This window comes from Paenibacillus sp. 32352 (assembly GCF_002042965.1).
GTDB classification, from domain to species: Bacteria; Bacillota; Bacilli; order Paenibacillales; family NBRC-103111; genus Paenibacillus_S; species Paenibacillus_S vulneris.
In genome coordinates this window covers 34,408-54,215 of the sequence record NZ_MZNT01000003.1, presented here as the reverse complement: position 1 = coordinate 54,215, position 19,808 = coordinate 34,408, and the positions used below count along the sequence as shown (strand labels likewise).

16 protein-coding genes are annotated in these 19,808 nt (G+C 51.8%); 4 read left to right on the top strand and 12 right to left on the bottom strand.

Annotated features, from left to right (window positions below; genetic code table 11):
• Positions 1-15 precede the first annotated feature (15 nt).
• Positions 16-261, top strand: coding sequence for a NifU family protein (locus B1728_RS07975; protein WP_028547362.1), 246 nt, complete (start codon positions 16-18; stop codon positions 259-261).
• Positions 262-370: 109 nt separating this feature from the next.
• On the opposite strand, the gene B1728_RS07970 is transcribed toward B1728_RS07975, so the two are convergent.
• The 5 genes from B1728_RS07970 to B1728_RS07950 all read right to left on the bottom strand — a co-directional run bounded on the left by B1728_RS07970 (position 371) and on the right by B1728_RS07950 (position 5,770).
• Positions 371-1,159 carry an SDR family oxidoreductase gene (locus tag B1728_RS07970; RefSeq protein WP_079909679.1) on the bottom strand — a complete coding sequence of 263 codons (789 nt, stop codon included), beginning with the start codon at positions 1,157-1,159 and terminating at the stop codon, positions 371-373.
• Between the two features lie 110 nt (positions 1,160-1,269).
• Positions 1,270-2,010 (bottom strand): Cthe_2314 family HEPN domain-containing protein, encoded by a 741-nt coding sequence (locus tag B1728_RS07965; protein ID WP_079909678.1) that lies wholly within the window; start codon positions 2,008-2,010, stop codon positions 1,270-1,272.
• Between the two features lie 237 nt (positions 2,011-2,247).
• Complete coding sequence (locus tag B1728_RS07960; RefSeq protein ID WP_079909677.1) at positions 2,248-4,017, bottom strand: UbiD family decarboxylase; 1,770 nt, start codon at positions 4,015-4,017, stop codon at positions 2,248-2,250.
• Between the two features lie 149 nt (positions 4,018-4,166).
• Positions 4,167-5,081, bottom strand: a complete 915-nt coding sequence (locus tag B1728_RS07955) for a COX15/CtaA family protein (RefSeq protein ID WP_079909676.1) — start codon at positions 5,079-5,081, stop codon at positions 4,167-4,169.
• 344 nt (positions 5,082-5,425) lie between these two features.
• Complete coding sequence (locus B1728_RS07950) at positions 5,426-5,770, bottom strand: thioredoxin family protein (protein ID WP_079909675.1); 345 nt, start codon at positions 5,768-5,770, stop codon at positions 5,426-5,428.
• A gap of 183 nt (positions 5,771-5,953) precedes the next feature.
• Here B1728_RS07950 and B1728_RS07945 point away from each other — a divergent pair, with 183 nt between their 5' ends.
• A complete protein-coding gene (locus B1728_RS07945; RefSeq protein ID WP_079909674.1) occupies positions 5,954-6,796 on the top strand; it encodes an SPFH domain-containing protein in 843 nt (280 codons plus the stop codon).
• An 11-nt stretch (positions 6,797-6,807) separates the two neighbouring features.
• Positions 6,808-7,011 (top strand): type II toxin-antitoxin system antitoxin, encoded by a 204-nt coding sequence (locus B1728_RS07940; protein ID WP_079909673.1) that lies wholly within the window; start codon positions 6,808-6,810, stop codon positions 7,009-7,011.
• 259 nt (positions 7,012-7,270) lie between these two features.
• Here the strand turns inward: B1728_RS07940 and B1728_RS07935 are convergent, their stop codons facing one another.
• On the bottom strand, positions 7,271-8,851 hold the full coding sequence (locus tag B1728_RS07935; RefSeq protein WP_256865283.1) for a copper amine oxidase N-terminal domain-containing protein: 1,581 nt from the start codon (positions 8,849-8,851) through the stop codon (positions 7,271-7,273).
• A 173-nt stretch (positions 8,852-9,024) separates the two neighbouring features.
• Between B1728_RS07935 and B1728_RS07930 the strand changes: the two genes are divergently transcribed.
• Positions 9,025-10,287: a DUF2515 domain-containing protein gene (locus B1728_RS07930; protein ID WP_256865282.1), complete on the top strand. Its 1,263-nt coding sequence runs from the start codon at positions 9,025-9,027 to the stop codon at positions 10,285-10,287.
• Here the strand turns inward: B1728_RS07930 and B1728_RS07925 are convergent, their stop codons facing one another.
• From B1728_RS07925 to B1728_RS07900, 6 genes are all read right to left on the bottom strand, one after another.
• Positions 10,288-10,734 carry a hypothetical protein gene (locus B1728_RS07925; protein WP_079909672.1) on the bottom strand — a complete coding sequence of 149 codons (447 nt, stop codon included), beginning with the start codon at positions 10,732-10,734 and terminating at the stop codon, positions 10,288-10,290.
• Between the two features lie 99 nt (positions 10,735-10,833).
• Complete coding sequence (locus B1728_RS07920; RefSeq protein WP_079909671.1) at positions 10,834-11,283, bottom strand: GNAT family N-acetyltransferase; 450 nt, start codon at positions 11,281-11,283, stop codon at positions 10,834-10,836.
• A 75-nt stretch (positions 11,284-11,358) separates the two neighbouring features.
• Entirely contained in the window at positions 11,359-13,107 is a 1,749-nt protein-coding gene (locus tag B1728_RS07915) for an alpha-glycosidase (RefSeq protein ID WP_079909670.1), read from the bottom strand.
• Positions 13,108-13,251: 144 nt separating this feature from the next.
• Positions 13,252-14,127: a CheR family methyltransferase gene (locus B1728_RS07910; RefSeq protein WP_079909669.1), complete on the bottom strand. Its 876-nt coding sequence runs from the start codon at positions 14,125-14,127 to the stop codon at positions 13,252-13,254.
• Positions 14,128-14,133: 6 nt separating this feature from the next.
• A complete protein-coding gene (locus B1728_RS07905; RefSeq protein ID WP_079909668.1) occupies positions 14,134-17,811 on the bottom strand; it encodes a response regulator in 3,678 nt (1,225 codons plus the stop codon).
• A 294-nt stretch (positions 17,812-18,105) separates the two neighbouring features.
• Positions 18,106-19,782 carry a putative polysaccharide biosynthesis protein gene (locus tag B1728_RS07900; protein ID WP_079909667.1) on the bottom strand — a complete coding sequence of 559 codons (1,677 nt, stop codon included), beginning with the start codon at positions 19,780-19,782 and terminating at the stop codon, positions 18,106-18,108.
• Between the last annotated feature and the right edge of the window lie 26 nt (positions 19,783-19,808).

Here is a 19,808-nt window from a genome sequence, read left to right as displayed (position 1 = left end):
AAAGGAGTGAATCAAATGAGTGAAAATGCACAAAGCACCATGTACGATGAAGTACTGGAGGTTTTAGATAAGCTTCGTCCGTTCCTGCAGCGCGACGGCGGTGACGTTGAGCTTGTTGATGTCGAGGACGGCATCGTGAAATTGAAGTTGATGGGTGCTTGCGGCAGCTGCCCAAGCTCGACCATTACACTGAAAGCCGGTATTGAACGCGCCCTTCTTGAAGAAGTGGAAGGCGTCCAAGAAGTCGTTCAAGTGTTCTAATTCCATCTTCTTGCTGTAACAGCAAAAGACCCTATGCGACCATCCTGTATCAGGATCGTTCGACGCGTAGGGTCTTTCCCTTTTTTCTCCCGGTTCGCAAGATTCCTGTCTATGACATTCTCTGAGAGCCGATCATCGCCCGAATAGGATCCAATCCGCCTGACACATCCATGATATTCCCTGTAATAAAATCAGAGCGCTCCTCGCATAAAAAGCCGATAACTCTCGCCACATCCTCGCCTGCTCCAGGACGCCCCCGCGGAGATTCCTCATCCTGCTCGTGCTCTACTTCCTGAATCCTCTTCTCTTTATTCGCACCGCGAATATCGCCCGGACAAATCATATTCACCGTGATTCCATGCGGAGCCTCTTCTACGGCCAAGGTTTTGGTAAAGGAGACGAGCCCGACCTTGGCAGCGGCGTACACTGCCCGATGAGGCCAGCCTCTGGCTTCAGCGGCATGTCCAAAGCCGAAATGAATGATTCTCCCCCAACGCCTTCGCCTCATATATGGAAGCACCAGATGATCCAATTGCATGACGCCTAGCAGATTGCCCTGCATCAAATATTCGATTTCCTCGGGCTCATAATCGGCGAACAGACGGCGTTCCCGGACAAACGGGCCCGCATTATTGATCAAGATATCGATACCGCCTAGCTCATCGACTGTGTGATGAACAAGCTTCTTCATTTGGTCCTGGCGTGTGATATCGCCCTGAAGCGCAAGACACCGGACCCCCATGCTCTGTATGCGTTCTCTCAGCTCTACAGCTTCTTTATCGCTTTGAACGTAATTAATAACCATATCGCAGCCCGACTCTGCCAGCAGCAAGGCTGCCATCTTACCCAGGCCTTTGGCGCTCCCGGTTATGAATGCAACTTTTCGCTGTTCGTCCATGAACGTCCTCCTCATATGTTTCTTGGCTTCTCAAAAATGCTCATATTCAAAGGTTTGGACGGACCCTTTTGTACATTCTATTCAAAGTATAGAGGAACCATGCCTGGCTTTCAAGCCTTAGACCGGTCATGAGGATATCGGCCGGAAGACTCTGTCAGCTTGGTAATATAGGCAAAAATTAAACGGACGGCGTGATACGTCATCTCGCAGCCGGAAGCAAGATCCTGCATATGCTCCCGGATATTCTCCGTTCGGATCCTCTGCTCGCTGCCATCGTTAGTCTCGGACACTCTCAACAGATCGTCCAGCAAATCCGCATTGATCGTATGGATCTCCAGATTCCGCTCGATTCGAAGCCGTTCAACGGGCTCTTCGTACTGTTCCTTCAGCCGGAATAGCTGTTCCTCCAGCTCCGTATACAGACCGTTCGTATGCATATTGCGAAGCACGGTGAAATAAGAGAAGCGAGCCTTGATCTCCTCGGTTCTGAGCCGGAACCGTTCATTCATGAATTGACCTAATTTGTCCAGGATGGCAAAAAGACGAATGATCGCATTTTTATAAAAATAAAGATGCCGATGGTAGTCGTCAAGCTCATTGTCGTCCATTTCATCAAGATAAGCCGAACGCACCCTCTCGCCGTACCTGGCGGCAGCGTATTGGCTCTGCTCCAGCTCATCGAGCGATCGGACAAAGCTGCCGCACCATACATAATACCGCCGCTCCTGCGGGTTGCGTTCCTGTAACGGAATATCGCGAATCAGCTCTATGTAGCCGTGAATCGCTTGATTAGCCTTAAGCAGCTCGCCCTCGTCCTTGCGGCGGGGTTCATTGAACAGCATTCTTAGCATTGCGGATAGCCTCCTTGCTGTGCTGGCAGGACATCGATACTTTCAGCCTGAGACGTATTCCTGGCCCGCCATGAAAGCAAATAATTGTAAGTATGCCCAAACCAGCGGATGGTTACTAATGCTGCCGGTAAATCCCCCCACTAAGCGAGGCCCTGCTTAGCGGGAGGCTCCCGCAAATGTTCCAGCGCATAAAAGGTATGCCGCGGCTTCAGCGCAGCATACCTAAGCTTCCTTGCTTTAAACCTTATTAAAGTACTCTTTCCAGCGGCTGTCCACAAGTTTCACGATATCTTCACGCGGAATCAGCTCATCAGGATAGCCCGGCTTCATCCGGGCATCGATAACGAGAGGCAGCTCGTAAGCCAGATGATGACCTTTGACATGGGTTCGTGCATAAATATCGCTGGCCGGATTAAAACGTGTAAATACCGTCCACAGGAAGGCTGTTTGATTAGCCGTCGCTTGATCGGCATCATCCACGAGAATAACCATAGGCCATTCCTTCAGCCGATCGCCGGATCTCTCTACCAGCCTTTTCGCCAGCTCCGGTTCACGGGAATACTCCGCTCCTGACACGACGAGGCAGCCCCGGCAGTATACGGACAGCTTGTCGATCTCCGGAATCTCCCCACCGTCATAGACTGCCGGAAGGCTGCGGATCGGCTCTCCGACGCCCAACATGATCGCTTTGCTTCCGTGGTTCAGACGTCCGCCGGTATAATCAAGCGTATCATGAGAGGTGTTGTTAAAGATGAATAAGTCGCGGTAAGGATCGAACCGTTCAAGCACCGCTTCCAATAACGGCGTAAAATGCTCCAGCGAGATCGGCTGGTCCGTCAGCATGAGGAACTTGGTCAATGTCAGCTGCCCCTGCCCCAGAATGGCAAAGCCGGTGGTCAAAGCCTCGCGGCTGTAGCTTTCCCGCACGACCGCGGCAGCAAGAGAATGGAAGCCGCTCTCGGCGTAGGTCCACAGCTCCTTGACCCCAGGCATGACCATCGGGAATGCCGGCGATAATAGACGCTGGAGAAACTCGCCCAGATAGTAGTCCTCTTGTCTAGGCTTGCCGACAATGGTTGCCGGATAAATGGCATCCTTACGGTGCCATACATGGTCAATATTGAACACAGGGAAGTCATGTGTTAACGAGTAATAGCCGAAGTGGTCGCCGAACGGCCCTTCTGGCCTGCGGACATGCGGCGGTACGGAGCCGCAGAAGGCGAACTCGGCCTCGGCTACGAGCCTGTGGCCCCCATGCGGGTTTTCCGCCATGGGGAGCTTTTGTCCGATGATGAGCGAAGTCAGCATCAGCTCGGGCAAATGCTCAGGCACAGGCGCAATCGCAGAGGCAATAAGCGCAGGCGGGCCGCCCAGGAACACGGTGACGGGCAGCGCGACTCCGCGCTGCTCAGCCTCGTAGTGATGGAAGCCCCCGCCTTTATGAATTTGCCAGTGCATCCCTGTCGTCCGGTCATCATAAACCTGCATGCGGTACATGCCGAGGTTATGATGTCCGTTAGCGGGATGCTCGGTATAAACCAGCGGCAGCGTGAAGAACGGGCCGCCATCCTCCTGCCAGCAGGTCAGAACGGGCAGACCGGCAAGCGGCGCATCCTTGCGAAGCTGCTGCATTACCGGCGCGGCCGAAGAAGGGACGGTTTTAGTCCCTACCTTCATCAAATCCATGATCAGGCCGCGCTCATTCCATAACGCTTTGGGCGTCGGAGGCATCAACGTGTCAGTCGCGTTAATGATTTGCTTCATAAACTGCTCCGGCTTCGGACCGAACGCCATATCCACTCTTCGGCTCGTCCCGAACAGATTCGTTACGACGGGAAAGGAGCTCCCCTTAACATTCGTAAACAATAGGGCAGGACCCTCCTCATCAATAACTCTCCGATGAATTTCGGCCAGCTCCAGATTCGGATCGACCGGCGCGCTGATCTCGACCAGCTGCTTGTCCTGGCGCAGCGCTTCCACAAATGCACGTAAGTTCGTGTAAACCATTCGTCACCTTCTCCTTTTATCCTAACGTATGTATAGCGAGTCCAGTTCCACTATGTTTTCGCGGCCACCGCAAGGTGCCTGTCTCGCCTGATTTCCTATGCAATAATAAAGGCTTACGCAGCTCATAAGAAAGCTCCGTAAGCCCGTCATTAGCGGATTCCTTTCCTGCCCTGCAGGGTTAGAACACATAAATAACATAAGATTCCGAACAAACAAGAAATAAGAATCGTATGCAGCATGCTGGCAAGCAAATACCAGTCATACCCCATAGACAAAGTTACATAGCCTCCGCTCAATATTTGCAGCAAAACGAAGATCAAAGCCCATTTCCCCGCTTGAACCACATTGCCCTTGTCCCCCATTTGTTTCTTCACGGTGAAGTAGAACCAAAGCAGAAGGAGCAGTAGCAAAACCGCGCCCAAACGGTGAATAAACACGATTAGCGTAGCTCCGGACAGCTCAGGGATAACTTGTCCGTTGCATAACGGCCAGCCTATGCAGCCGCCTGCAGAGTTCGTATGTCTGACGAAAGCTCCCAGATAAACAACCCCATAACAATAAATCGTGATAATCCATATGGCCCATTTGATTCCCGGACTTAGAGATTGCTTGGTTTCCGACAGCATCGACCCGAATCGGGTGTAGACCAGAGCAAGCAAAAGAGTTAATGCGAAGGCGACCAGCGAGATACCGAAGTGCAGTGCAAGAGTTGCTGATGATTGGGGCCACATTACAGCCATAGCGCCTAAAATCGCCTGAAGAACGGTAAAGACCATCGCCAAGCTGACGAACCATTTCGCATCTTTCCTTGTGCTATACCGAAGGACCAGGATTAAAGTAACAAGTAAAATCATGCCCACAATGCCTGTCACGAAACGGTGACTGTATTCAATGATGGATTCGATGGTATAAGCAGGAATGAATTTGCCGTTGCATAACGGCCAATCATCTCCGCAGCCGCGGCCCGATTCCGTTTTGGTTACCAGAGCGCCCATAATCAGAATCAAGAGCATTCCATACATACTGGCAAAGGATGACCATTTTAACCATTTCTGCCTATTCATGTGATGAACTCACCTACTTTTTTAAGTCTCGACATGATGAGTCAAGTCAATCGCTCATGTTTCATTATAGCCATAAAACTAAAGCAAATCCATGCGGAATTGTTACAAACCCTTGAAACAAGACAGCCGGTTTTCATAGCATTCCCGGTAAACCCAGACGGGCCGCGCGATGGGCAATAGTGACATTTTGATGGCAATGGGATAACGATGCTCTCCCTATAATACAGGGCCGCTTTTGCCCCATTTATTCTTCCTCGAATGCAACGGTACATTACCTTTTAAAACAAACAGCCGCCCTATTGCCAGATTCCTCTGAGCAACGGGCGGCTGATGATGATGCCTGATTATTTTTTCAAAGCCTCTGAAACCTCTATTGCACGATCCAGGAATTGTTCGATCTCGTCTCTAGTTTTACGCAATTTGCTGACGAAACGGACCAGCTCCTGCCCTTCGCGGAATGCAATGAAGCTTGGAATGCCGAGAATGTTCAGCTTCTCGCAAAGATCCGGCACCTCATCCCGGTCCAGCTCGATAAAATCTAACCGGTCTTTATAGGCTTCTACCACTTCTGGCATAAACGGTTCAATAAAGTGGCAGTCTTTGCACCAGGTTGCTTTAAAAACAGCAATAGTCGGCTTTGCACCCTCTATTTTTTGTTGAAAAACTTGCTCGGAATGGACTTTTTCCATAGATATACACCACCTTCGAGTTGTCTTACAACACGTTATAGCATGCCTCAACCCTTGTGTCAATGCACTCGGCTCTTATGGTAATTTGCGGTACTTTACAATTATTAGAAAAAGTGATATCATAAAAATATCAAAAAGATATTTATTTGATAACAAATTCTTGTTTACGAAGGAGTGCAGACCATGAAAGAAAAAAAAGCGTGGGTTCTCAACGGATTTCTCGGAGTACTATTGATCTTGATCTTTGTCGCCGCAGGCTTGCTGTTACTGATTAACGTCAATGAAATTGTCGGCGTTGTTGCTATCGTTATTGGCGCTCTTCTTGCGAGTGGACTTACGGTCGTTCAACCGAATGAAGGCTATATCGTTACCTTTTTCGGCAGCTATGTAGGAACGATCCGCGAGAGCGGAATCTGGCTGACCGTACCCTTGTCCTTACGCAAGAAAGTATCGCTCCGCGTTCGCAACTTCAACAGCGCGAAATTAAAAGTGAATGATATTGAAGGAAATCCGATTGAGATCGCTGCGGTTGTCGTATTCAGAGTCGTTGATTCGGCTAAAGCTACGTTCGATGTGGATCGTTATGAGCAATTTGTTGAAATCCAGAGCGAAACCGCCTTGCGTCATGTCGCTAACAAATATCCTTACGATGTATTTGAAAGCACCGGATATTCGCTTCGCGGTAATTCGGAGGAAATTGCGGAAGAGCTCAGCAAAGAGCTCCAGGAGCGGTTGTCCGTTGCAGGGGTTGAGGTGCTCGAAGCCCGTCTGACTCACCTGGCCTACTCTACGGAAATTGCAAGCGCCATGCTGCAGCGCCAGCAGGCAACCGCGATCATCTCTGCACGCTCTAAGATCGTGGAAGGCGCGGTAGGCATGGTACAGCTAGCTATTGCCCAGCTGCAGAAGGAAGGCGTCATTGAGCTCGACGAGGAGCGGAAAGCCGCTATGATCAATAATTTGCTGGTAGCCATCGTATCCGATCGTTCCGCTAATCCTGTTATTAACACCGGAAGTCTCTATTAAGCCTTAGCCCTATGGCACCCAAGAAAAACTTTGCCCTTAGACTAGACCCTAAGCTGTATCAGATTCTTGAACGATGGGCCGAGGATGAATTTCGCAGCGTGAACGGGCATATCGAATTTTTGCTCCGCGAAGCAGCCTCACGTGCGGGACGCCTTCCCGGCCCGCGGCCTCCCGGTATTCCTCTGGAATCAACGGATTCGGAAGAAGACAACTAAGGGCATTCAGCATGAATATAAAAAAGCCTGATCCGGCGGAATCAGGCTTTTTTTGTGCTTGCCGCTGACGTAGAAGTGTCAGCTATCAATTACCCGAGGAAGTAACCTTACAAAGTGGATGGGCTTCGAAGACTGCTGCAGGTGCTTTGCGAGAAGCCCCGGAATGCACAGATTTTGTTACGAAAAAAAGAGAAGGTCGTCTTTCAACGGCCTTCTCTTCGAGAATAAGAATTGATGATTCCATTATGAACGGGAAATACTAATCGCGAGTGATCGTTACCATTTTCAGGTCAGGATTCCATTCCACCTTGGCACCCATGCTCTCTGCAATGAAGCGAACCGGTACGAATGTCGTCCCGTTAGTAAGCTCAGCCTCTGTCTCCAACGCTTTGATCGTTCCGTTGACGGAAGCCTGCTTGCTGCCGACGTTCAGCTTGATGACGGCGCCGCTTACCGGATCGGTAATGGTAACCTGCTTCGTAGCCGCATCCCATGCTACATCCGAATCGAGCTGTTCAACAACAAAACGTACAGGCACCATCGTCACATCATGGCTAATGTAAGGCTTGGAGGACTCATCATAATAGCTGTCGTCCATAAACAGGTTAATTTCTTTTTTGGTAATGCGCAAATCGTATTTAAGCAATTGGTACAGCTGAGATTTCGAATCCAGCGCCGCAAGGATCTTGCCCGGCTTGCTAAGCGAGTTCATCTCCAGCAGACCGCCGCTGGTATTGATGGTATCTGCCGTAACCGGCTTGTTAATATTCCAGACATCTGTGCTCGATGTAATTTTGATTCCGCTGACCGGTTGATCTGCGCTCTCAGGGAATGTGATATGAATTTCCATCGCCGATTTGCGAGGCATAAGGTCGCTGTCTACATACAGATCGTAAGTGGCATACTGCTTATCGCTCAATAGTACCTTCAGGTCTTCTCCGCCTGCCGAGCTGAGCGCCGATTGTACGGATTGATCATAATTATCGACAACCTCTTTCAGCTTCGTTTGCAGGAAGGTGAAAGCAAATTCGACCGCCAAGGTTTTGTTGTTCAAGTAAGGGGCGATCATCTCATCCATCGGGCTGCCGCCTTGAGCCTTGCTTTCTTTGATGGCCTGCTGTGCAATCGGAAGCATCAGATCGTACAATTGACCGAGAATGTCCTTCATTCCCTTTTCGTCCTTCAACAGGTTCGTTAAGAAGCCTTTGACCAGATCAACGAGCTCGCCGCCTTTAATCTCAGCATGAATCCGTTTGAGGTTCAAGCCTTCATTATTGACATATTCCTTGGCATCCATAATCGTAATGTTCTTCGGATTAGGCAGGTTGCCGCTAATATACCCCGCGAAGACTGGAGTCAATTCAGCCGATTTTTTGTACAGCTGCTTTATTTGCTCCTTCATTTCCTGGGACAGCACATCCTGTGCTTGCTCCATGGCTGCTACGCTGTTATGTAGAACGATCGGTTTGTTCGCGCCTTCCACCGTCAGGTAGTAGTCTTGATCTGACAATACCATCAGGAATGGAATTTTTCCTTTGTTATATTCAAATGCCCCTTTAATCGATACGTGCGTAGTATCCTGCTGCTTCATATCGGTAATGCTCAGCTTCACCTTGCTGAACAAATCCATCATCCGCTGCTGCTCATCCGTCAATTTGGCTGATGCGTTCGGTATGAGCTCCAGGGTCATCGTCTGAGTGCCTTGAGAAGACTTGACGCTTACAGAATTTTGCATCACCTTGTTCAGATCGACTCCGCTTACGGACTGACAGCCTGCCAGAACCACCAGCATGACGACCAGCAGCATAGGCAGCCATCGGTTCCATCTTTTGTTTTTCATGCCGTACCTCCATTTATAAAAAATAAGTGCGCTAAGTTAAGCATAAGTATATACGCACGAAGTGGAAAAATGATTCGTTTTCCCACATATATCTAATTCGACAGCAGGAAGCGAATTCCTTTTTTAACGCTGGAAATAAAGGCAGAAGGCTGCTTGCAGGGAGGCCGGAAACAATGATGAAGCGTGGAAAATACAGATGGAACAGCTGGGATTTATTCAGCAAGCTGGCTGATGCGCCGCAGGAAATTGTCCAGTGGACAAAAGGAAAGGCCTCCTCCTTCCTGTACGAAACCGCCCAGCTCGATCAAATCGGCGGGATCAGCCTGTCGAAGGAAGCGGTGGATGGGCTTCGGTCGCGGCTTAACGCCGCACCCCCTCTGACTCCATCGCCTAAACAGCACCACCATGCGGCGCTGATCGACCGAATCCGTTCAACGACCGCCTGGCATAACCGCAATAATGTAACTCGCACCCATGCCTACCTGCATATGTACCGGAAGCATCCGGAGCTGCACTGGGCCCTGCTGGCCCATCTGGTCTCACGCAACGGAGGCTGGAGCATGACCGATTTGAAGGGAGAGCTCCTCCCCCACCTGCTGGACGAATCCCAACGGGAGCACCTGTTTGCGTTCCTGGAGCGTGCCAATGCGCTTATTTTTCATGACGCTTATCCGCAGCTTCTGCTTTACGAAGCCAGCCTCAACGCAGGCAAGCCGCTGTTTCAGTATCTTCGCCTACTTCATGTCTCGGACTTTATGCAGCCGGTATGGGAGCAGTTCTGGGAGGAGCGGAATTCCGCTCTTCTCACGATGGGGCTTATCATCAACGAGCAGAGCTATATTGAGCAGCGTGTCGTACAGCATCCTGTATACCGCAAAACGGTGCTGGATACGATATGGTTCCAGGCCCAGTCGCTGCTTCAGCTGAATCAGGTCGTGATTCCTTATAACGAAGCCGACAAGGTACGTTTGGCGGGCCTTATTCTGGAGAATTTCGGAAGCTTGAAGGAGAGGATCGAGGTAGGAAAGAAGCTGTATGCGGTGCTGTTCGGGATCCCGGTCGTAAAAAAAGGTGCGCGAACCTTTGCATTGGATACTCAGCATACCGGATCGCGTGCCGATTACTGGCCTCATTTGTTCGCCCCGATTCGCCAATCGCCGCCTGTGCCCAAAGGTCAGTTGAAGGAGTGGCTGGACGGCTGCCGCCTTCGTCCCGGCGCTTCCCCCCTGTACAGTCCGCGTTTGACCGATGCTTGGCGGGACCGTCCCTTCTCCCCGGCTGAGGAAGGGGACTGGTACGCTCCTTCCGAATTGGAGGCCGTTCTGGCCTATCTGACCCCGGAAGAGCCTCCGTTCGCCTTCGAAATGACTCACGAATACTGCTTCAGCTTGAACAAAATAGAGCTTGCCGTGCTGGCGGGAGATTTGCTGCATTAATTAGTTGGAGCGGCTCCAGGTTTGGTAGGCATCGACCTCCTGCACGGCAGGATTGATGTTGTAACGGTAGTAGGAAGCGGAATATTCATATGGCTGCGATTGTTCAGGACGACGGTCTTGATCTATGACCAGCCTGATTTCCCATATGTGGTCGTTCCAGTGAACCTTGCGAGCAATCTCATCCATATGATCCAGCGTGGAGAATGCCTTGACCTTCTCGAGAATCGAGTCCAGCAGCTGCTCATCCGGATCGGTGGACACATTGACTCTGCAAGTAAGCTCAGGACGTGTGAACGAGCAGCGCACTGATGATACCTGCGGGGACAGCTCCCGCAGCTCCTTGCTTAATGCTGTAACGGAGGCTGTCTTCACCGGAAAGGTCTGACTGCATGCCGTGAGCAGCACGATCATCCAGATAAAACTATATTGCAGCAGCCTTGTTCTCATCCGGGCTCTCCTTTCCATTCTATCCATAAAGAGCCGCCCCGGCATCCAAGCTTCCCTGGTGTAGAGAGCAGGCGACGCCGTGGTTATGCCGCTTTATTATCAGCTTATTTCGTAGACAAGCCAGCTGGAACGATGACCGCCCATTTTGCTATAAAAGGACTGCGCGGCCAGATTATCCTGAGCCGTCTCCCAGGTCATACAGGCAAATCCGTTTGATCGGACGTGCCGGAGACAGGTCTGGAACAGCTCCTCGCCCGTCCCTAAGCCCCGCTCGCCGGCTGTAACGAACAGATCATTCATAATAGCCGCGGGCTTCAGCTGCAGCGTGCTGTAGGTAAAATACAGCGTTGCAAACCCGGTCAGCCTTCCTTCCCGCTCGGCTACGAACTGGACCCCCGAAGCAGGATTCTCCTGCAGGCGGTTAATAAATTGGCGCAGCGCTTGCTCGTCGGGTCGAGGGCTTTCGTAAAAATCGATGTACTGGTTCATCAAAGTCATCAGCTGATCCACGTCTCTCTGTTCAGCCTGCCGTATCGTTCTGTTGGTCATCGTATTCATGTCTCCCCTGCCATCCCATGTTTGTTTCCTTATCTTATCATGATTAGGATGGGCTGAACATACCAGCTACTCCAGCCTGCGGCGCAATATACGGTAGCCTAGCGGCTCCAATTCCAGATGCATCATCCCGTCTTCGGGACGCACCTCTTCCCCCGTCAGCGCATCGGACCAGTCCGCAGTATCCATCGGATGCGAGAGCACTGTCGTCTCCTCCGTATTATTCATCCAGACGGTAAAATGCTCCCCTCCTCCCAGACGTTCATAAATAATCCTGGAGTCACCCCGATCCGCCTTCAGGAACCGGAAGCTCCCTTTGACAAGCGCCTCCCGCTTGCGGCGCAGGCCGATCAGAAGCTTGTAGAAATCATACAGCTCCCGGTCCTGCTTGTCCGGGTCCCATTCCATACACTTGCGGCAGTCCGGATCGTCCTTGCCGGTAAGACCGATTTCGTCTCCGTAGAAGATACACGGCGTCCCCATGTAGGTCAGCAAAAATACAATGCACAGCTTCAATCTCCGCTTATCGCCCCCAACCCGGGTCAGCGCCCTCGGCGTATCATGGCTGCACAGCATGTTAAAGACAACCTCGTTCGTCTGCTGCGGGTACCGCATCAGCAATCCGCCCATACGGTTCGCGAAGGTGAAGCCGTCCATAGACGATGCCGAGAAAAATTCCAGCAGCTTATTAGAGAACGGATAATTCATCACGGAGTCGAATTGGTCACCCATCAGCCATTTCAAGGAATCACTCCATACTTCCCCGACTATGTAAGCTTCCGGATTGGCAGCTTTCACCACCTTGCGGAAATCTCTCCAGAAGTGATGGTCTACCTCGTTGGCCACATCGAGCCGCCAGCCGTCGACGCCTACTTCCTTCGTCCAATATTCTACAACATCCAGCAAATAATGCTTCACCTTCGGATTGGCTGTATTCAGCTTGGGCATGCTGCCGAAAAATCCGAATGTATCGTAGGACGGTATACCATCCTTACATTCAATGGGAAAGCTGTTGACGTGGAACCAATCGGCATACTCCGACTGCTCTCCATGCTTCAATACGTCTTGAAATGGAGGGAATTGCTCGCCGCAATGATTGAACACGGCGTCCAGAATGATTCGAATATCCCTGGCGTGACATGCGTCCACCAGCTTGCGGAGGAGCTCATTGCTGCCGAACGACGGGTCGACCTTTTTATAATTGGTCGTATCGTACTTATGGTTCGACGGCGCTTCAAAGACTGGAGTGAGATAGATCGCATTGATGCCGAGATCGGTCAGGTAATCCAGCTTGTCCATAATCCCCTGCAGATCGCCACCGAACCGATTGTCGCCGGTCGGCTGCTCCCCCCATGGAGAGACTCCCTCAGGATCATTGGAAGGATCCCCGTTCGCAAACCGGTCGGGAAAGATTTGATAAAACACAGCCGATTTGGCCCATTCCGGGACCGAATTCGTATCAATCGGATGGATATATGGAAAGTCATAATAATCGCCGGTAGGCGCCGGCCTATCATGCTGAATGCCGTTTTCCGTCATCCATACGGTTTCGGAGCCCGCTCTCAGCCGAAAGCAGTAGCTCACCCGCCGGTAGGGCGGCACCACGGAGACCTCCCAATAATCGAACATCCCGTCCGCTGCCATTTTGACGAGCGAATACTCGGCATAGGTACGTTCCCAATCATATTTATCTCCTGTTTCCGCCACCACTTCTTCCACATCATCCCGCTTCGTTCTAAGTCGAAGATGAAGCGTTTCGTTATCGTACGCATAAGCCCAGTTGCTTTGGGCCGCATGGTATAAGCACTCTAACAGCATCTGGATCGCCTCCATCCGTTATCTGGGTTCTATCACTCATTAACCCGCCGGAAACCCGGCTAAACAAAGGCTCCTGAAAGCACCAAAAAACCTCCCGTGCTTCGCCCAGCTTGAAGGCTTGAAGAAAAGGAGGCTTCTGCAATTTTATTTGATCTTTTGATAAACTTTTTCCTCGGAGCTTACGGTATCATAACAGGCTTCAAAGCCGCTGAACCTGATCGTCTCGCGTTCTCCAAGAACTAGCATGCCGAACCGGGACAGACTTTCGTAGAATAGACGGTGTACCCGCTTCTGCAGGTTCCGGTTGAAATAGATCATCACATTCCGGCAAAAAATCACGTGAAACTCGTTAAAGGATTGATCGGTCACGAGATTATGCTTGGCGAACAGGACGTGCTTTAAGAGAGAGCTGTTAAACGTCACCTTATCTTGAGCATCGACCGTATAATAATCCGAGAACGAGCCTTTGCCGCCAGAGGCGATATAATTGTGCGTGTACTGCTGCATGCTGCTGAGCAGCACCTTGCCGGACTGCGCCTGCTCCAGCGCTTCCTGATCGATATCGGTCGCATAGAGGCGGGCCTTCTCGTACAGTCCTTCCTCCCGCAGCAGGATGGCCATGGACAGCACTTCTTCTCCGGTCGAGCAGCCGGCATGCCATATCCGAATAGAGGGATACGTATGGAGAAAAGGCACGACTTTATTGCGAAAATAAAGAAACAAGGAGGGCGTTCGAAACATTTCGGTCACATTGATCGTCAAGCTGCGCAGCAAAGGCTCGATCATATTCGGATCGTGCAGCACCCGCTCCAATAGGGCCGTAATCGAAGGCAGCCCTTGCTGCTTCACGAAATGAGTAATGCGCCGGCAAATGGAATCATAGGCATAATCCCGAAAATCATTGCCGTACAGGCGGTATATGCCCTCAAGCAGCAGCTCGATCTCGATCCTCTGCCTCTCATCATCCACTGGCTCCTCCGACGACGGGAGATGGCCCTTGTAATCCGACAACGTCTTCACCCCTCCTTACTTATATAACCACACCTTCAGCATCGAAAGCAGCTTGTCTGTATTAATAGGCTTGCTGATATAATCGGAAGCTCCGGCTTCTATGCATTTTTGCCTGTCCTCCTTCATGGCCTTCGCCGTGAGGGCGATGACCGGCAGCTGCTCGTGCCTCGGATTGCTGCGGATACGCTTCATGGCTTCGTAGCCGTCCATCTCCGGCATCATGATGTCCATCAGCACCAGATCGATGTCCGGGTTTTGCTCCAGCAGATTCAGCGCTTCCCGCCCGTTCTCGGCATAGGTTATCTTAAGCTTGTGCTCCTCCAAGACATTGCTGAGCGCGAATACGTTGCGAATATCGTCCTCCACCAGCATAATATGCTTGCCGGCGAACACATCCTCCGCATTGTTGAGCTTATGCAGAAGCTTTCTTCGTTCCTCTGGAAGCTGGGATTCCACCCTGTGCAGGTATAGCGCCGTTTCCGCATAGAGCCGCTCCTGCGACTTTACATTTTTGACAATAATGCTCTCCGCATATTTGCGCAGCTCCCTCTCCTGCTTCATGTCCAAATCTTTGCCGGTAAAAATAATAATCGGCAGCGTGCGCAGCCGGTCTATATGGCGAATCCGGTCCAGCAGCTCGAAGCCGGACATGTCGGCCAGCTCCAGATCGAGCACCATGCAGTCAAAATGCCCGGCATGAAGCTCACGCAGCGCCTCTTCCCCATAGCCTACCGCCGTAATGGCTACATCGTCATGGGCAATCAGCTCGACCAGGCCGTCGCGAAGCGGCACGTTGTCCTCAACGATAAGCAAGCGCTTCGGAACCCGGTTCAATTGCTCTTCCATATGGTTGAAGGCCTGCTCCAGCATGTCCTTGCTGACCGGCTTTTTCATATAGGCCATCGCCCCGGATACCAGGCTTTGCTGCGGCTCGTCCACTACGGACAGCACATGAACCGGAATATGGCGGGTTTCCGGATTTTGCTTAAGGAGGTCCAGAACGGTCCAGCCGTCCATGACCGGCAGATGAATATCGAGCATAATCATATACGGCTTATATTTGTTGGCCAGCGCCAAGCCTTTGTCGCCCTGTGTTGCGACCAAGCCCTTAAAGCCGCGGAATCGGGCCATATCCAGGATACATTTGGCGAACGGAACATCATCCTCGATGATCAGCATGACCTTATCGCCAGTCTCGATGGCCTCCCTGTCATCCTCTACCTCACCCGGCAGGAGAAGCCCCGGATCCGACAATGCCACTTGAGGGATGACGATATCGCTAATATGGGGAACCGCAGGTCTAGCCGGCTCTGAAGCCGCTGTTTCCACCGCAGCTGCAGCTTCCCTCATCGATTCATTCAAGGATGGCGCGCCATCCAGCTCCATCTTCGCCGGAATGTAGAGCGTAAACGTGCTGCCCTGCCCGCTTTCGCTTTCGACGCGGATATCTCCGCCGAGCAGCTGCGCGAGCTCACGGCTGATGGTAAGACCGAGTCCGGTCCCGCCGAATTTACGGCTTGTCGTCCCGTCTACCTGTTGAAACGCTTCGAAGATCAGCTCCTGCTTGTCCTTAGGAATCCCTATCCCGCTGTCGGTAACCGCGAATGCAACGGCCTTCTGGCCGACAATTCCCGGAGCCTCGGTGAAGGCAAATTCCGTCGGGTAAATGCGAAGGGAAACCTCGCCCTGCGGTGTAAACTTGAAGGCGTTCGACAAGAAGTTTTTCAAAATCTGCATGAGCCGGTGACTGTCCGTATAGAAGTAAGGCGGAACCTGCGGATCTGTCTCGACCCGGAATCGCAGTCCCTTCTTCATGGCAAGAGGCTGAAAATTACGGTGAAGCATGCCCGCTATATCTTCGACTACCGTCAGGTCGACATTCAGCTCGAGCTTCCCGGCTTCTACCTTGGACAAGTCGAGAATTTCATCAATCAAGCGCAGCAGGTCGCTTCCGGATGCATGAATCGTATGCGCAAATTCCACCTGCTTGTCGCTTAAATTCCCTTCCTTGTTTTCCGCAAGGAACTGGGACAGAATCAGCATGCTGTTCAGCGGAGTTCGCAGCTCGTGCGACATGTTGGCCAAAAATTCGGACTTGTATTTGGACATCGTCGTCAATTCCTCCGTCCGCTTCTGCAAGGCTTCCTTCTGCCGTTCGATCTCCATATTGACCTCTTCAGAGAAACGGACCTGCGCCTCCAGCTGGGAGGTGCGTTTGGACAATTCCGCATTGACCTTCTCCAGCTCATCCTGCTGCCGCTGCAGACGTTCTTCGGATCGCTTCAATGATTCGTTGGAAGCCTTCATCTCCTCCTGCTGACTCAGCAGCTCCTCCGATTGAGCTTGCAGCTCCTCGGACTGCGTCTGCAGCTCCTCTGCAAACGCCTGGGATTCACGTAATAAGCGGGCAATTTCCATCCGCCCCAGCACGCTGTTGACCACCGTTCCGAAGGAGGCGCGCACCTGCTCCAGCAGCTCCAGATGAAGCTCGCTGAACGGCTCGAAGGAGGCCAGCTCAAATACGGCCTCAACCCGGCCTTCATAAGCTACCGGCGTAACCAGCAAGCTTCTCGGAGCGGCACCGCCAAGTCCGGACGTAATCTGAATATAGGATTCCGGAATATCCTGCAGCAGCAAAATCCGGTTCTCGACCGCTGCCTGTCCCACAAGTCCTTCACCCATCGGGATGACAGACTTTCCTGCCGATGAGCCGCCCCCCGCGTAGGAAGCCATCCGAACGAACTGCTGCTGTCCGTCCTGCCCTCTGCGAATATAAAATGACCCGTGCGAAGCGTTCGTAACGACTGCCAGCTTGGTCATAAACGATCGTGCCAGCTCCTCGATGTGATTAATGCCCTGGCTCATTTCCGCGATTTCGGCAATGCTTGATTTCAGCCAGTCCTGCTTCTGAACGTTATCGAGCAGCAAGTTGGTCGCTTCCGCAAGCTCGCGGATTTCATCTCTTGTCCGGACTTCGATCCGATCGCCCAAATTTTTATCCGAGGAAGCAATTTGCCTGATGGCTGTAACCACCTGCCGAATCGTTCGGACGACAGAGCGGGAAATCATCCACGTTCCAATAATCGAGAGAAGGAGTGCCAGCGCCATCAGAATATACAATTCGTATTGCAGCTCCCGGTTTTTGGACTCCAGGTCGGCGACACGCTCATCCGTCAGCTGCTTCTCCACACTGCGGAAATGCTCCCATTGAGAGCGCATCTGGTCCATATATCTCTTGCCTTTATCGTCCCTGTAATACCGGAGGATCTCCTCCATATTGTTATCCTTGCGCAGCGGAATCAGCCTGTCACCGGAGGCTGCCATCCATGCTTCAATGTTGCTCTTGATGGCTTCCAGATTTTTTTGCTGCGCCGGGTTGTCCGAGATCCGTTCGTACAGCTGGCTGTAGCCCTGCTGCCAATTCCTTTTGCCATCGTTGTATGGCTCCAGGTAGCTGCTGTCCCCCGTAATGACGTATCCCCTTTGCCCGGTTTCCATATCCAGTACATTTTTCTCGATTTGATTCGCCAGATTATGGACTTCAATATCATGGTCGGCTATAAAATGAATTTCTTTTTGCAAATCATCAATCCGGTTTATGAGGAAAAAAATCGAAGCGGCCATACACAAAAAAATTAAAACATAGCCTAAGGCGATTTTAGAACTGATGTTCCATTTTCTGTTCTTCAGCATACAACTAACCCCTTAAAAAAGATGCGAATGATTGCCATTCTAATCAGTATAGCATATTTCAAAGCATAGCCGAGAACCTCTGGAAAGGCATTATAAGCCTTCAAGGACATTGCATCCAACATAACACCGCACAGCGGGGCTTAAGCTTTGAAGCTGATTCAGGTACCTTGCCGGGAGCCCCCAGACGGCAAAAAAAACCGCCGGTACCCAGTCTTCTCAGCTTGTCCCGGCGGTTATTCTTATGATGTAATTCAAGACGGGCACGCTGCTAGCGTGCAATCCTCTAAGATTCAATTATCCATGCTGCTTGGCCTTTTGAAGAAGTCCGGGAGCAACACGCCCGACCAGCTTCTGAAGCGGCCGCGGCATATGCTGCAGATCCGACAAGCCGACGGTTCGGGTCGCAAATAGCAATAGAGGATAAGCTCCCCCTACTATGGCGCAAATAATGATGGTTTGAATACAGGCGTTCCACCGCGGATTTCCGAATGGAACTACATAGCTCTGCGTCAGCCAATCCAGACCGATTCCGACTACGACCATGACAGCCGTCGTCACGCTCAATCCGGCCCAGCGCTTGGCTCCCAGCACCCGGAAGTTCACTTCCTTACGAAGAACACGCAAGTTGAGCCATGTCATGATGACAAAGCATAGACAGGTCGCGGCTATGATACCGTAGATGCCCAGGGACGGCGCCAGAACGAAGCTAGCAATCAGCTTCACCGCGATGCCCGCAACCACGTGCAGCATCAGCGCGCGCATCTTGCCCATGCCCATGAGCACGGCACCGGAGGTTTGCATCACGATCTGGAAAATGGCGCTGACGGTCAGCACAATGATGATAGGAGCCGCATAGGTTTCAACGATTGCGGAGTCCTTCGGAATGCCGAAAATAAAGGCATTAATCGGTGCCGCCGCCAAGCAGATGACAAGCACCATAGGAAGACCGCTCAAGATGGACAGCTGCAGCACTTTCCCTGTCTGATCGGATACCTGGTTCATATCCTTTTGCGAATAAGCCGACGAAATGATAGGTACGACCGATTGACTGAGGGCAACGGCCAGGATGATCGGAATACCGGCCAATGACTGCGCCCTGCCGACCAGAATCCCGAGAACTTCCCGCGCGCTCTCCTCTCCCACCTGGTCTTTGAGCAGGAGAGTCACTATCGAGGAATCGATCGTGTAAATGAGTGTCACCGTCATCGAAAAGATAACGATAGGAATCGAAAGCTTGAACATTTGGCTGTAAATCGTCTTGAAGGAAAGCGTGCTGCGCGTAACGCCTTCCTTGGTTTGATCCGCAGCCGCCGTCGCAGCCACCCGCTCAGCGGCATCGCTTCGGCGGAGGCGCAGGGCGTAGTAGACCATGACAGCCGCTGCCGCGACGCTGCCGATCACTCCGCCGAACGAAGCTCCGGCCACAGCCCACTCCACGCTATGACCAAGCAAAATATAAGCCAGCACGACCGAGGTGACGACGCGGAATATCTGCTCGATAATTTGCGAGAGCCCGTTAGGCATCATCATCCTGCGGCCTTGAAAATAACCTCTCATAATCGCTATCAGCGGAAACAAGAGCAGTGCAGGAGCCAGGGCCTGAATAGGGAGCAGCGCCTGCGGGTTAATAATGCTTTCAGCATAATAAGGCGCAATAATATACAGGAATAAGGTCATAATGACGCCTGCAGCCGCTGCAAACCACAATGCGGCACGGTATACACGGTTTGCTTCCGCATGCAGTCCTAGCGCCGTACGCTCCGAGATCATTTTGCTAAGCGCGCTAGGAATCCCGGCCGTCGCGACTACAAGAAGCATCGAGTACAGGTTAAAAGCGATTCCGTAAGCCGCCATCCCGATATCGCCCAGCAGTAAAATCAGCGGAATCCTCTGCACCACGCCCAAGGCGCGGGCGACCAGCGCCGCTAATGTCAATATCAACGTACCTTTAACTAGCGAATCCTTTGCCAAAACCTTCCCTCTTCCCAAAAAAACTG